The organism is Bradyrhizobium genosp. A (assembly GCF_049949275.1).
Taxonomy (GTDB): domain Bacteria; phylum Pseudomonadota; class Alphaproteobacteria; order Rhizobiales; family Xanthobacteraceae; genus Bradyrhizobium.
The window spans coordinates 358,097-372,378 of sequence record NZ_CP188196.1; the positions used below are offsets into that span (position 1 = coordinate 358,097).

The 14,282-nt window shown below is 64.6% G+C and carries 9 protein-coding genes and 1 riboswitch; of the genes, 2 read left to right on the forward strand and 7 right to left on the reverse strand.

The window, feature by feature from the left end:
- Nucleotides 1-114: 114 nt before the first annotated feature.
- The 3 genes from purH to ACP2YP_RS01640 all read right to left on the reverse strand — a co-directional run bounded on the left by purH (nt 115) and on the right by ACP2YP_RS01640 (nt 5,096).
- Nucleotides 115-1,707: a bifunctional phosphoribosylaminoimidazolecarboxamide formyltransferase/IMP cyclohydrolase gene (gene purH, locus ACP2YP_RS01630; RefSeq protein WP_426421913.1), complete on the reverse strand. Its 1,593-nt coding sequence runs from the start codon at nt 1,705-1,707 to the stop codon at nt 115-117.
- Nucleotides 1,708-1,732: 25 nt separating this feature from the next.
- Nucleotides 1,733-1,814, reverse strand: a riboswitch (ZMP/ZTP riboswitch).
- 59 nt (nt 1,815-1,873) lie between these two features.
- Nucleotides 1,874-3,592: a heparinase II/III family protein gene (locus ACP2YP_RS01635; protein ID WP_426426444.1), complete on the reverse strand. Its 1,719-nt coding sequence runs from the start codon at nt 3,590-3,592 to the stop codon at nt 1,874-1,876.
- A 157-nt stretch (nt 3,593-3,749) separates the two neighbouring features.
- Nucleotides 3,750-5,096 (reverse strand): RsmB/NOP family class I SAM-dependent RNA methyltransferase, encoded by a 1,347-nt coding sequence (locus tag ACP2YP_RS01640; RefSeq protein WP_426421914.1) that lies wholly within the window; start codon nt 5,094-5,096, stop codon nt 3,750-3,752.
- A gap of 188 nt (nt 5,097-5,284) precedes the next feature.
- On the opposite strand from ACP2YP_RS01640, the gene ACP2YP_RS01645 reads away from it, so the two are divergent.
- Nucleotides 5,285-5,482, forward strand: coding sequence for a DUF1674 domain-containing protein (locus tag ACP2YP_RS01645; protein WP_426421915.1), 198 nt, complete (start codon nt 5,285-5,287; stop codon nt 5,480-5,482).
- Nucleotides 5,483-5,576: 94 nt separating this feature from the next.
- Here ACP2YP_RS01645 and ACP2YP_RS01650 read toward each other — a convergent pair whose 3' ends face one another.
- Together ACP2YP_RS01650 and ACP2YP_RS01655 are read right to left on the reverse strand one after the other, a co-directional pair.
- A complete protein-coding gene (locus ACP2YP_RS01650; protein WP_426421916.1) occupies nt 5,577-8,048 on the reverse strand; it encodes an FAD/NAD(P)-binding protein in 2,472 nt (823 codons plus the stop codon).
- Nucleotides 8,049-8,189: 141 nt separating this feature from the next.
- Complete coding sequence (locus ACP2YP_RS01655) at nt 8,190-10,217, reverse strand: methyl-accepting chemotaxis protein (protein WP_426421917.1); 2,028 nt, start codon at nt 10,215-10,217, stop codon at nt 8,190-8,192.
- A 246-nt stretch (nt 10,218-10,463) separates the two neighbouring features.
- On the opposite strand from ACP2YP_RS01655, the gene ACP2YP_RS01660 reads away from it, so the two are divergent.
- Nucleotides 10,464-11,054 (forward strand): thermonuclease family protein, encoded by a 591-nt coding sequence (locus ACP2YP_RS01660; RefSeq protein WP_426421918.1) that lies wholly within the window; start codon nt 10,464-10,466, stop codon nt 11,052-11,054.
- 68 nt (nt 11,055-11,122) lie between these two features.
- Here the strand turns inward: ACP2YP_RS01660 and ACP2YP_RS01665 are convergent, their stop codons facing one another.
- The gene (locus ACP2YP_RS01665; RefSeq protein ID WP_426421919.1) at nt 11,123-11,638 is read right to left on the reverse strand and encodes a L,D-transpeptidase; all 516 of its coding nucleotides are present in this window, start codon (nt 11,636-11,638) and stop codon (nt 11,123-11,125) included.
- A 407-nt stretch (nt 11,639-12,045) separates the two neighbouring features.
- Entirely contained in the window at nt 12,046-13,992 is a 1,947-nt protein-coding gene (gene acs, locus ACP2YP_RS01670) for an acetate--CoA ligase (protein WP_426421920.1), read from the reverse strand.
- Nucleotides 13,993-14,282 lie beyond the last annotated feature (290 nt).

Sequence of the window (14,282 nt, forward strand, 5' to 3'; positions counted from 1 at the left end):
CGACGAAGCAATCCAGACTTCCTCTGCGGAAAGATTCTGGATTGCTTCGCTGCGCTCGCAATGACGAAGTCGATGGGGTTGTTGTAACTCTCTCAGCTCGCTACGCTGATCGCTTTAGTGCCTGAAGTGCCGCGTGCCGGTGAACACCATGGCGATGCCGTGCTCGTCGGCGGCCTTGATCACCTCGTCATCGCGCATCGAACCCCCGGGCTGCACCACGGCAGTGGCGCCGGCTTCGATACAGGCGAGCATGCCGTCGGCGAACGGGAAGAATGCATCCGACGCCACGACCGAACCCTTGGTCAGCGGCTCCGCGAGCTTCAGCTCGTTGGCCGCATCCTGCGCCTTGCGGGCGGCGATGCGGGCCGAATCGACGCGGCTCATCTGACCGGCGCCGATTCCGACGGTGGCGAGATCCTTGGCGTAGATGATGGTGTTGGACTTGACATGTTTTGCCACGCGGAAGGCGAACTTGAGATCGCGCATCTCCGCATCGCTCGGTGCGCGCTTGGTCACGACCTTGAAAGTCATGTCGTCGACCACGGCATTGTCGCGGCTCTGTACGAGCAGACCGCCCGCCACTGTTTTTGCGGTCAGGCCCGGTGCACGTGGGTCCGGCAGGTTGCCGGCGAGCAGCAGACGGAGGTTCTTGCGTGCACCGATGATGGCGATCGCCTCTTCGCTGGCGTCGGGCGCGATGATCACCTCGGTGAAGATTTTTGTGATCTCGCGCGCGGTGTCGGCGTCGAGCGCGCGGTTCATCGCGATGATGCCGCCGAAGGCCGAGGTCGAATCGCAGGCCAACGCCTTGCGGTAGGCGTCGACGAGATTCGAGCCTTCGGCGACGCCGCAAGGATTGGCATGCTTGACGATGACGCAGGCCGCGGTGCGCTTGGTGTCGAACTCACCGATGCATTCATAGGCGGCATCGGTGTCGTTGATGTTGTTGTAGGAGAGCTCCTTGCCCTGCAGCTGCCGCGCGGTCGAGACGCCGGGACGCTTGTCGGGCGTCGCATAGAACGCCGCGGTCTGATGCGGGTTCTCGCCGTAGCGCAGCGACTGGATCAATTTGCCGCCGAAGGCGCGGAAATCGGGTGCGTCGATTTCGAGCTGGCGGTTGAACCAGTTCGAGATCGCAGCGTCGTAAGCCGCGGTGCGCGCATAAGCCTTTGCGGCAAGCCGCCGGCGCAGCTTGAGCGTCGTTGCGCCGTTGTTGGCCGCGAGCTCGTCGAGCACGGCCTTGTAGTCGTCAGCCTCGACCACGACGGCGACGTCGTCATGGTTCTTGGCGGCGGCGCGGATCATCGCGGGGCCACCGATGTCGATGTTCTCGATGCAGTCCTCGAAGCCCGCGCCTTTGTCGACGGTCGCCTCGAACGGATAGAGATTGACGACGAGCAGATCGATCGGCGCGATGCCATGCGCCTTCATCGCCTCGGCGTGCTCCTTGTTGTCGCGGATCGCGAGCAGGCCGCCGTGCACCTTCGGATGCAGCGTCTTGACGCGGCCGTCCATCATCTCGGGAAAGCCGGTCAGGTCGGAGACGTCTTTCACCTTCAGGCCCGCAGCGGCGATCGCTTTGGCGGTGCCGCCGGTCGAGACCAGCTCGACATCATGCGCGGCAAGCGCCTTGGCGAATTCGATCAGGCCGGTTTTATCGGAGACGGAAAGCAGAGCACGGGTGACGCGGCAGGGATGGTCAGTCATGAGCAAGATCCTCTGTCTTAAGGAGTGTCTATGCCCAGGCGCGCGGCGGATATGTGTCGCGCTTCCCGATGGTGCTCCATCCAAGGTCGCCAGTCGCGCGAACGAGCGCTCGATAGCAGCTTTTGGCGCTCGTCTCAACGGCTAGATAGGGCCGGATCACGCCTGTTTACAGCGGAAGTTCCGGCTCGCGCCGCGCATTTCGGCGAGCATTGGTGACCGCCGGCGAGGCCGTGGAACGGACAAAACTCCAGCGGATCGAGGGCGCCTGGCGGGCATCCTGGCGGATCACGATCTGCGCGGTGCGACGGGGGCCGTCATTGCCGGCCAGGAACACGCTGTCCTCGAGATCGACCTTGTCGTCGAGGGCCTCAAAGGTCCAGACATCACGGTTGGGCAGCACCAGCATGACGCCACGGGCATCCGACAGCCGGCTTGCCTTCACTGCGGGATGCAGATGGAAGCGCAGCGCGAAATCGGCGTCAGCGCCCTTGAGGCGCGCGCCCTGCGGCGGCGATAGCGTGTCCTCACCATCGATCCGCGCCCCGTCATTGGCGACCATCAGCACGCGGCGATGGATCACGCCGAACTTGGCGAGATAGCCGTCATGCGAGGTCGTGAGCAGCGTGCCGTCCTGCACGATTTCGCGATAGCTCTCCACCTCACGAGGGCCGCTGGTGATCGGTGCGCCGCGCAGCAGCCGTTTCATCGCCGACATCTCGACGAACTGGCAGGACGACGTCTCGTGATAGGTCAGCGTCGAATGCGCCGCGGTGCCGCGCGCGAACGGCCGCCAATTGTCGCGGCCGGTGGTCGGCATGCCGCAATTGGTCACGATGCGGCTGATGCCGGAGGACAATTCGAACGACAGGCAGCCGGCATGCGCGTCGTGGCTGACGCCAGGTGGCGGCGGTGGGCCGGTGTCGATGATCAGCGTGGTCGGGCCGGCATCGAGGCGCTGGAAGCCGGTATGCGGCATGTTCGCCATCGGCGCGCCGTGGGCGTCGTCATAGGCGAGCAGCGTGGCAAGCTGATCCGACGGCGTCGCGCTCATGCCGTTGAACAGCGCGAAATTGCCGTCGCCGTGCCGGAAGAAACGCAGCATCGGCATCATGCGGTCGATCGCATTGAGCAGCGCCGGCGGGGGTGCGATGTTGCGCGCGGCAAAGGTCTGCCGCAGCGGCAACAGGTCGATCAGGAGCTCGATCAGCGCGCCCGGGTTGCGCGAGATGTGTCCGCCATCGGGGAGAATCTGCCGCTGCAACTCGTCGGAGAGTTTTTTCGACGCGCTGCGGATGTGACGAGCCTGGTTGGCAAGGCAGAGCGTCGTGTAGCACAGCGCGATCAGCACCTGGAGCTTCGGCACCCCGTCGGGGATGTTGACCATGGTGTAGCGCAGGAAGCGGATCTCGCGTGCGAGCGCGCGCAAGTAACGGCGGTAGAATTTGTTGTCGGTGTCGTTGAGCACCAGCGGCGCCTGCGACAGCAGCGAGATCACGCGCCGCGCCAGCACGTCGGCGCGGCGCGCGACGGGCCGGCGCTTGTTGGCGGGGTTGCTGATCCAGTCCTCGACCAACGCGCGCGCATTCGCCCGGGTCAGCGCGGTGTCGGCGGCGCGCAAGTGCCGCAGCCAGCCGAATCCGAGCAGCGCGACCTCCCAATCCTCCGAGGGCGGATCGAGATCGAAGATCGAGCGGCCGTGGCAGTTGACGATCTTGCCGGCGAACACGAAGCGCCCGGCATAGATCTCGGCGGCGCGCGTCGCGTCCGCGGTGCGCAAATCATGCGGCGCGATGATCAGCCGATCGGTACGGCCGGGCCACACCCGCGACAGCGCAACCGAACCGCCGCTCGCGCGCGCGAGCATGTTCCGCGCGAAGCGGTTCATCACCAGCGTCGAGATACGTCTGCGTTGAGCGACCGACACGCCTTGCCTTGAAGGGGGAGAGGATTCCGACGAATCCTTATTAATCCCAAAATCGGCCGGCTGACACTACCTTGAATGACCCCGAATCAGTCCAGCGGTAGCAAAATCCGGTGCAAAATCAGGATTTAACGAGCCGGGCCGCGAAAAATCCGTCGAGCCCGCCGAGCTTCGGGTCGGCGTGCGGCAGATGGCTCGGCAGGGTCCGGAGATCGCCCTCGCTGGTGATGATCTCACTGAGCCCGGAGACCTCGCTGGCCTCGACCGGCACGCGGCGAAGCGCAGGCTCTGCGGCCAGCAGCGTGGCGACGGCCTGCTCGCCTTCTTCAGGTTCCAGCGAACAGGTGCAGTAGACCAAAGTCCCGCCGGGCTTGAGCAGCGAGACGGATTTGCGCAGCAGCCGTTGCTGGAGAACGGTCATCGCAGCGACGTCGGAATCCTGCCGCAGCCATGCGACGTCTGGGTGCCGACGGATCGTTCCGGTCGAGGTGCAGGGCGCATCGATCAGGACTCCATCGAGGCCATCTGCTGGGCCCGCCCATTCCACGGCGTCGGCGACGACGGTTTCGGCCTGGAGCGACAGCCGGGCCAGGTTTTCGCGCAGACGCGCGACCCGGACCGGTGAACGGTCGATCGCAGTGACATGCGCACCGGCCTGCGCCAGCTGCGCGGTCTTGCCGCCGGGCGCAGCACAGAGATCGGCAATCGATTTGCCCGAGATATCGCCGAACAGCCGGACCGGCAGCGCAGCGGCGGCGTCCTGCACCCACCATTGTCCTTCGGGGAAACCAGGCAGCATGGTCACCGCGCCGTGCAGCAGCGTGCGCACCGATCCGGTTGGCAGCACTTCGCCATGCAGCCGGCTCGCCCATTGTGCGGCGTCGGACTTCACGGTGAGATCGAGCGAAGGTTCGTGGCCGAGCGCGAGCGCCATGTCCCGTGCAGTCGCCTCGCCGTAATGCGCGCTCCAGCGCGCCAGCAGCCAGGGCGGCAGGTCCAGCGATTGCGTGGCGACCTCCTCGACCAGCGCCTGGCCCTCGCGCGCGCAGCGGCGCAGCACGGCGTTGACGAGGCCGGCATAGCGCGCGGCGCGCCGGTCGGATTGCACCAGGCGAACGGAGAGATCGACCGCGGCGTGATCGGGCACGTCCATCCAGAGGATCTGGGCGGCGCCGATCAGGAGCGCGCTCTGCGCGCGCGGTGCGTCTGAGGGAATGCCCTTGTCGAGCAGGCGCGACAGCACATGGCCGAGCGTGCCGAGGCGGCGAAGGATGGTTGCAACCAGTCGCCGCATCAGCGCGCGGTCACGGTCGGCGAGCGTCTTCAGTCCGGGATGGGCACCGGAGCCGTCGAGCTGGTCGTCGAGCGTGCGGTGCTTGTGCAGGACGCCGTCGACGATGTCGGCAGCGATCCGCCGCGCCGCGAGACCGGGCACTTCGGATGGAGGGGCAAAACGTTGAGATGGCATGCGGACGTAAGGTTCTGAGCGAGCGGCAGTTCCGCCAATATGGGCGCATGCCTTAAGAACACCAGCTCTCGCATGCGAATATGCCAAATGTAAGAATGGCCTCTGGCGATTTCAGCCCGTCGCGGCCATTTCAGCAATGCGTAATTGGACGTCGCGCGGCTGGCGATCCTGCGCTAGGAGCCCAGACGATGAGTGACCAGCCTTCCATTCCCGATCGCAAGCCGCTGCAGCCGGCCGCCAAGCGCGCGCTGGCCGAAGCCGAGGCGCGCCGGCAGGCCGCCGCGGCCAATCCCGAGCCGGCACCGAAGGAATTGCAGGGGCCGAAGGGACCCGAGCCCACCCGCTACGGCGATTGGGAGCGCAAAGGCATCGCCTCGGATTTCTGAGGCCGGGCGGTCTGTCCCCCCGGGTACGGTTACGACCAGCCACGACAGATCGCGGTGCTCTTGCAAGTAGCGGATGATGCGCTCGCAGGCTGCCTCATGCCGCAGTGCCCAGGCAATCGCCGAACAGACGCTCGGCGGTGTCGGCATCCAGCGAGAGATCGCGGATGCAGGCCGCGACCGAGGCGCGGTACATGTCGTCGATGCCGTAGCGTCCGATGACCTGGAGCTGGGCCTCGCTCAACGATGCTGTCTTGCGGCTCCGGTAACGGTAGGCCGTGTCCGATCCGTGAAGGCCGACCACGGTGTAGATTTTCGGCTCGCTCAGGAAGGTAACGCCCGACCCCTTCGTTTCGATCTGTCCGCGCTCTTTCCAGTCGGTGACGGCGCCTTCGGTGAAGCGTTCGCCGAGGCCGAGCCGGTCGAACAGCTTTCGCACCGAACCGGTCGCGTCCTTGCTGGCTTCATACACGTAGTGTGTCACCGGCACGCCGTGCCGTCTTGCATGGCTTTCGACGCGAAGCGCGTTCAGCGAAGAGATCACGTAGTTCTGGATCAGGCGATCCTCGGGAACCCGGTCCGACCATTTCTCGAGCCAGGACGCGAGCGAGCTCGCGGGATCGCGGTCGAGCATGATCATGTGAAGCTTGTCGACAGGCCAGCCGGCCTCGATCAGCGGCTGGAGCGGCAGGAACAGGCTTTCGGCCAGCACATAGGGCCCGCCCATTTCCTTGCTGAAGATATGCGGCTGCTCGGCCGCCGTCGGCGCCGCCCAGGGCTCGCCCGCATTTCCAAGGAGCCGATGGCGCAGGGCGACCTTCACCGGCTGGAAGTAAGAAGGCATCCCGGCGACCCCGAACAGATTGGTGAGCGCGGTCGAACCCACACGGCAGCGTCCCCACGCGCAGTAGAGCGTCGGAAAGTCTTCGGGAGCCCAGTGCCGGAATGTTTCACCGAGGCAGTCCCTCACTTCGCACATTAATTCGTCCAGCGCGGCCGGCCGCGTCTGATATTTGCCGTCCATCGCCAGCACCATCGTGTCGAGCGATGGATGATCGCTGCGGACGAAGTCTGCGAGGCGGTCGGTTTCGTCGACGGAGGTGTTCAGGCGGCTCATCTGCGAACCTTTCGGGTTGAGGATGGAAGAGATCACGGCTTCGGCGCGATGCATGTTGATGTCGACGGCGCCGGAGAAGAAGTGCGCGCCCTTGGTGGGGCCGCCGGCCGCATAGACGTTCGGATAGGGATTGCCGCGCCGGTCGTGCACGCGGCTGTCGTCATAGCTGCAGCGAATGCCGCCGAGCGCGTCGAGCGTAACGAGGCCCTGCCGCTGCATGTCCTGATAGAGCGGACTGGCGTCCAGCCGGTAGGACGGACCGGTCGCGTCAATGACGCAATCGACGTCGCGATGATCGTCATGGCCGAGATGGGCGCGCAAACGGCCGCCGATCTCGGTCATCGTGCGCAGGCGTGCGCGTGTCGACAATCTTCCTGACAGCATTAGGTCGCGGATGCGGATCGCGTTCTCCAGCGGCATCGCAGAGCGGTTGCGCAGCCAGCCGGAATTATAGACGTCCATGAAGCGCGCCTTTTCGACGTCGTTCATCCGGCTCCAGGCGTCGCACACCACGTTAGCGATGCTGGCGAGGTAGCAGTGGACGTTAGGCTCGTTGGTCTCGGCCTCTGCGATGTTGCGCTCGATGTCGGTCAGTGCATCGGTGGCGATATCCCGGCGCGACAGGTCGCAGTCCAGGCCGGTGATCTCGATCAGCAAGTCCGAGAGCCGGTGGGCAAATGCGTCCGCGCCGATCCGCTCGCGGCTGACGACATAATGATGCACGGCATCGCGGAAATCGTTGGTGATTGCCGGAATCCCGACCGGCTGGACCGTGGGAAACAGACCGCTTCTGGAGAAGCAGGTCATTCGGACATGCTGATGAGTCTTGGCGAGTGCGGTGACAGCATCGACAGCGCTCAAGCCGCTGCCGAGGATGCCGATGTCGGTGTCGTCGCGGTCGGTGAAGCCGAATTGCGCGTAGGGATCGCGAATGTAGTTGGGGTGTTTGGCGAGGCCATAATGATCCTCGGGCGCGTTGTGGCCGGTACAGAGGACCAGCACCGACGAGATATGCGTGATATTGCGGTCGGTCGTCAGCAGCACATTGTGATCCGGCGAGAACCGCATGCGGATCACTTCGGCATGCTCGACGTGAACCGGCACGCCGGCATTGCGGCATTGCTCGATCGCGATGCTACGGACGCTGTCCAGATAGTCCCGGTAGACCATCCGCGGCAGATGATCGTTGCGGCCGCAGTCAAGGCCGTTGGCCCAGGCCCAGCGCAGGAACTCCTCCGCGTCGCCGGGGCGGATCGACATCTTCGCCGCCTTCATGTTGAGCAGATGGCGGTCGCTCTGGGTGCGATAGGCGACCCCGCCGTCGAAGCCGGATTTGTCGAAGAGCTGAATTCCGCTGATCGCGCCCATGTCTCGCTCTGATGCGGCGAGCTCCGCCAGATGACGCAGGATCGTGATTCCGGTTGCGCCGCCGCCGACAATACTGATGATCATCGCTCAATCCCCCAGTGATCGTGTTTGACCCAGGCGCGAGCGGGGGCTCGGCATGGGGGCCTCCCAAAGCCGTTGGTTATTCGATGCGTCAGAAAGTTGGCTTGCGGCCGGCCTCAGGTCGGCTGCATGAGGTGCGGGGCCTCAGGCGGCCCGCACCGTATCGAGGAATTTCGCGACCTCTTTCTTGAGACGGCCACTCTCGGTCGAGAGTGAGCGCGCGGATGCCAGAACCTGTGTCGAAGCGGAGCCGGTGGCGCTGGCGCCATGACTGACCTGCGCGATCTTGTCCGCGACTTCCACCGTGCCCTTGGCGGCTTCGCTGACGTTGCGCGCAATCTCGGCCGTCGCGGCCCCCTGTTCCTCGATGGTGGCCGCGATGGTGGTCGAGATGTCCGAAATCCTGGAGATGGTTGCACCAATCTCCTTGATGGCGCCGACGGAGTCTTCCGTCGCGGTCTGCATGCCGGCGATCTGTGCGCTGATCTCATCGGTCGCCCGCGCGGTCTGGGCCGCGAGCGCCTTGACCTCGCTGGCCACCACAGCAAATCCGCGGCCGGACTCGCCGGCGCGTGCCGCTTCGATCGTGGCGTTCAATGCCAGCAGATTGGTCTGCTCTGCGATCGCGGTGATCAATTTGACGACGTCGCCGATCCGGCCCGCGGCCTTGAGCAATTCATTGATCCGGGCGTCGGTGTGCTCGGCCTGCTTGACTGCGTCGCCAGCGATGCGGCTGGAATCATGAACCTGACGTCCGATTTCGACGACCGATGCGCTCATTTCCTCTGCGGCGGACGCCACGGCTCCGACATTGGCAGAGGCTTCCTCGGAGGCCGCTGCCACCATTCCGGAGAGCTGCTCGGTCTCTTCCGCCGTCCCCGACAGCGTGCCGGCCGCGGATTCGAGCTGCTGCGAGGCGACCGAAACCGAGTTGATGATGCCGCCGACCGCATCCTCGAACGCGCCGGCCAGCCGAATCATCTCCTGCTTGCGCTGCGCGGCGACTGCAGCCTCCTGATCCTTTTGCTCGGCCTCCATCTGCTCGATGCGAATCAGATTGTCTCTGAACGTGCGGGCGGCGCGGGCGTTATCGCCGACTTCGTCGCCGCGGGCGGTATAGGGAATATCGACGGCCTTGTTGCCACCGGCTAGTTGCAACAGCACGTCGCCGATGCGACGGATCGGCCGGGCGATGCTCAGCACCGAAAACAGAGCCGAGCCGGCCAGGACCAGGATCACGAGGACGCCGACCACCAGGCTGACCTCGGTCGCCTGCTCCAGCGCGGTCACGAGCTGATTCTGCCGCAGAGCCATGTATTCATTGTTAGCGGAGACCAGCTTGTCGACGCGAGTGGTGATCTCCTTTGCGGCAGGAAGCAATCGCTCCTCGAGCACGCGCCTCTTGGTTTCCTCTGCCTTCACGGCCGCGCTGGTTGCCGCCTTGTAGCGTCCGGCGAGCGCCGCCAGCGCGTCGATCCCGTCCGCGATATCCTTGTCGGCGGACTGGCGCACCTGTTTCAGGACGCGGATCATGGCATCGGCATGTCCGGCGATACGATCCTTCTGCTCGGCGTCGCCCGTTGCTGTGAAATGCCAATCGGCGGCGCTGACCGCCTTGAACGACGCGTCCGCTTCGCGCAACTCGGCCTCGATGTTGAGACGGTTCTGCGACGCGGCGAGGGTAGGCGAAGCCAGCAACTTCTCGAGCGACTTGTTCCAGGCGTCGTCGATCTGATTTGCTGCCGTGAATTGTGCGATGGCGATGCCACGGGCTTCGCCAAGATCGTTGCCGGCCTTGAGAGAGGCATCGAGCTGGATCTTCACCTCGCGACAGAGCTCTTTGGCTTCAGCGCGTTTGGACCGGATCAATGCAGCGTCTATTTCGGTCGTTGCATTGGCGATGGAGCTGCGCAGCGCTTCGAGATGCTTGGTGAGCATGTCGGCCGAGGACGCAGATCCGATTTCTGCCACTGCAAGGCGCGCCCGGGTTACCGCAAGCTCTGCGCCTTGGGCATTGGCCTTGTTTGCGGTGTTGATGACCACCAACTCGCTCAGTCCCGCGATCTGCCCGTTCCGGACGAGCTGGTTGCCGAGCATACCGCCGACGAGAAGAACCCCCGCGCTCGCCGTCAATCCCAGCTTTGTACCGATGCGAAACTTGAACGATGCCATGCCTACCGCTCCCCCACACGCAAACCGAGTACTCCGCCCTAATACTAAATACGGCGTGAATATTAAACTCCGTACAACTACAGGAGGTGCCGAATGGAGAGCGCTTGGAACAGCGCGTGGCGCCGGTGCGATTTTGGGTTCGGGCAATGATCTGGCGAGCGCCGGCGCGATCCGGCATCGGCCGGGTACCGGGTGCATTGGTCGTCGTGTCTTGCCGGCCTCCCGACTCAGTCCTAGCGTGACTTGATGCGTTTCCAGGATCGCCCCAATGCCTATCGGCCGCAGTTCGGCGGCTCCCCGTTTGGCCGTCGCCTCTCCGGACTGGTGCCGTGGATGTTCGTGGTCGGAGTCGTCGTGGCGGTCGTGCTCACCTTCCGGCACGGGACGAACTGGCCGGTTCCCTATCCGGCCGACGAGCGCACGCAGGACGCCAAGATCATCCTGCAGCAGTCCGGCAATCCCGACATCCGTCAGCCGATCGATGTCATCCGCATTATCGATGGCGACACCTTTCTTGCGCGCGTGCATCAACGCGATGGGCGCGATCTCGTGGCGCGGGTTCGCCTGCGCGGCATCGATGCGCCGGAGATGAAGGCGTCCTGTCAGGACGAGCTGGACAGGGCGGAGGCAGCCACCGAGGCGCTGCGCAATCTGCTCGGCCAGGGCGGCGTCACCATCTACAATCTCGGCTCGGAGAAATATGGGCGCGTTCTCGCCGATGTCGCGACCAAGCGGACGGCCAATGTTTCGGCGGTGATGCTCGCGGGCGGCTACGCACGCAGCTACAATGGCGGCCACCGCGACGGCTGGTGCGCGCGCGGCTGGCGCTTCTGGTAACAAAAAAGCCGCGTCGAAACGCGGCTCTTTCAATCCCTGTTTTGCAACCTCTGTTTTGGTTGCGACGATCAGCGCGCCACGACCACCGTCGTGCCGACGGAGACGCGGCTGTAGAGATCGGTGATATCGTCGTTGAGCATGCGGATGCAGCCATAGGAGACGAAGCCGCCGACCGAGCCCGGCACGTTGGTGCCGTGGATGGCATATTCACCGCCAGCCAGCGTCATTGCCGCAACGCCCATCGGATTGCGCGGCGAACCGCCCGGGATGACGTCGGGAAGCTGCGGCTTGTCGCGCTTCACCTCGGCAGGCGGCGACCAGGCCGGATTGCGGTACTTGCCGTCGATGCGGGTGGTACCGGCCCACTGTTTGCCGGATTTGCCAACGCCGACCGGATAGCGCACGGCGTGGCCGTCATCGAGAATGAGATAGAGCCGCCGCTCGCTGGTTTTGACCACGATGGTGCCGGGCGAATAGTCGGCGACGTGCGTCCCCACCATTTCCGGCCGCGCCTCGGCGGCCGTCGACATCACGACCCCTGCCCCGATGGTGGCGGCCAGCGCCAGTGCAATCTTCATCGACATCAATTTTCCCCCTGCCCCGAACGGATCGTCCAAATTCACGCAAAACCGGCAATTGCCCGCTCGCCGAGACATTCTTAACCGCGCCTATTAACCGGATGGTTTCCACGCGCGGCCGCCAAGGGCGAGCCAGCAGGTGGAACAAAGGAAATGTTCGAAATAAAGTAAATGACTTGAAAACAACACTCGGCGGGAAAGATGCAGCCGCGCCGTTGCGCGCCCTGACGAACGCGTGAGGGCGTGAACGGCTGTTATTTCACGGGTGGTCTCGTGTCCCGGACGCGGTGCGGCACGCAGTGCCGCGCCGCAGAGCCGGGACCCAGAAAGCCACGCATTCCGCCGCTACACGGGCCCCGGCTCTGCAGCGCACCGCAAGTGCGCGCTGCGCTGCGTCCGGGGCACGCTCGAGCTTAGGCCGACTTCTTGTTCTGCCGGTTCTTCACGAGATCGTCGACCACGGCGGGATCGGCGAGGGTTGAGGTGTCGCCCAGGCTGCCCGGCTCGTCCTCGGCGATCTTGCGCAGGATGCGGCGCATGATCTTGCCGGAGCGGGTCTTGGGCAGGCTTGGGGCGAACTGGATCTGGTCGGGCGATGCGATCGGGCCGATCTCCTTGCGCACCCAGGTGACGAGCTCCTTGCGGAGGTCGTCGGTCGGCTCGACGCCGGCCATCAGGGTGACGTAGGCGTAGATGCCCTGGCCCTTGATGTCGTGCGGGAAACCGACCACGGCCGCTTCCGACACCATCTCATGCGCGACCAGCGCGCTCTCGACTTCTGCGGTGCCCATGCGATGGCCGGAGACGTTGATGACGTCGTCGACGCGGCCGGTGATCCAGTAATAGCCGTCGGCGTCGCGCCGGCAACCGTCGCCGGTGAAGTATTTGCCCTTGTAGGTCGAGAAATAGGTCTGCTCGAAGCGGGCGTGATCGCCATAGACCGTGCGCATCATGCCCGGCCATGACCGGGTCAGGCAGAGATTGCCGGTGGTCTCACCCTCAAGCACCTTGCCGTCGGCGTCGACGATCTCCGGCGCCACGCCGAAGAACGGCAGCGTCGCCGAACCCGGCTTGAGTTTTGTCGCGCCCGGGAGCGGCGTGATCAGAATGCCGCCGGTCTCGGTCTGCCACCAGGTGTCGACGATCGGGCAGCGATCGTCGCCGACGACGCGATGATACCACTCCCAAGCTTCCGGATTGATGGGCTCGCCGACCGAGCCGAGCAGGCGCAGGCTGGCGCGCGAGGTCTTCTTCACGGGCTCGTCGCCCGACTGCATCAGGGCGCGGATCGCGGTCGGCGCAGTGTAGAAGATGTTGACCTTGTGCTTGTCGATGACGTTCCAGAATCGCGAATTATCCGGGTAATTCGGCACGCCCTCGAACATCAGCGTGGTCGCGCCGTTGGCGAGCGGCCCGTAGAGAATGTAGCTGTGGCCCGTGACCCAGCCGACGTCGGCGGTGCACCAGTAGATGTCGCCGTCGTGATAATCGAAGACGTATTGATGCGTCATCGAGGCGAACACGAGATAGCCGGCCGAGGTGTGCAGCACGCCCTTGGGCTGACCGGTCGAGCCCGAAGTGTAGAGGATGAACAGCGGGTCCTCGGCGTGCATGTGCTCGGCCGGGCATTCCGTCGTCACCATCGCAGCCGCCTCGTGATACCAGAGGTCACGCGTCGGGTTCATGTCGATCTTGCCGCCGGTGCGCTTGACCACGACGACCCAGTCGACGCCATCGGCCTTGGCGAGCGCCGCGTCGACATTGGCCTTCAGCGGCACCTTCTTGCCGCCGCGCAGGCCTTCGTCCGCGGTGATGATGATCTTGGACTGGCAGTCGTTGATGCGCTGGGCGAGGCTGTCAGGCGAGAAGCCCGCGAACACCACGGAATGGACGGCACCGATCCGCGCGCAGGCCAGCATGGCAAAGGCCGCTTCCGGGATCATCGGCAGATAGATGGTGACGCGATCGCCTTTCTTGACGTTGCGGGTGCGCAGGATGTTGGCCATCCGGCAGACCTCGTCGTGCAGCTCCTTGTAGGTGATGTGCTTGGACTGCGAGGGATCGTCGCCTTCCCAGATGATCGCGGTCTGGTTGCCGCGCTTGGCGAGGTGGCGGTCGATGCAATTATGGGCGACGTTGAGGACGCCGTCCTCGAACCATTTGATCGAGATGTTGCCAGGCGCGAAGGAGACGTTCTCGATCTTGGTGGGTGCGTGCATCCAGTCGATGCGCTTGGCCTGCTCGGCCCAGAAGGCGTTCGGGTCCGCGATCGAGCGGGCGTACATGTCCTTGTACTTGGCCTGGTCGACCCAGGCGCGCTTGGCCCATTCCGCGGGGACGTCGTAAATCTTCTCGGACATGTTTCCCTCCACATACGGCAAGCCAAACGCTGGCGGCGCGCAAGCCGACTTGATCGTTGAACCGATTATGCGTCGGGCTAACCGGCCCCGACAAGAACCACAAGCTGGACCTTCGGTGAGCGGCCGGCCATGCGGAGAATCAAGCTGCGCCGGCCCGCTGTCGCAAATCTGAAATAGGCCGGACGGGGCTTTCAGCTCTTTACTCAAATCTCTGGAATAGGCCCACGCAGGGCGCCCATGCGTCCCAGGCGGTATTTAGCAACCGCTTTTCACTGATTCGGGACTCGCAA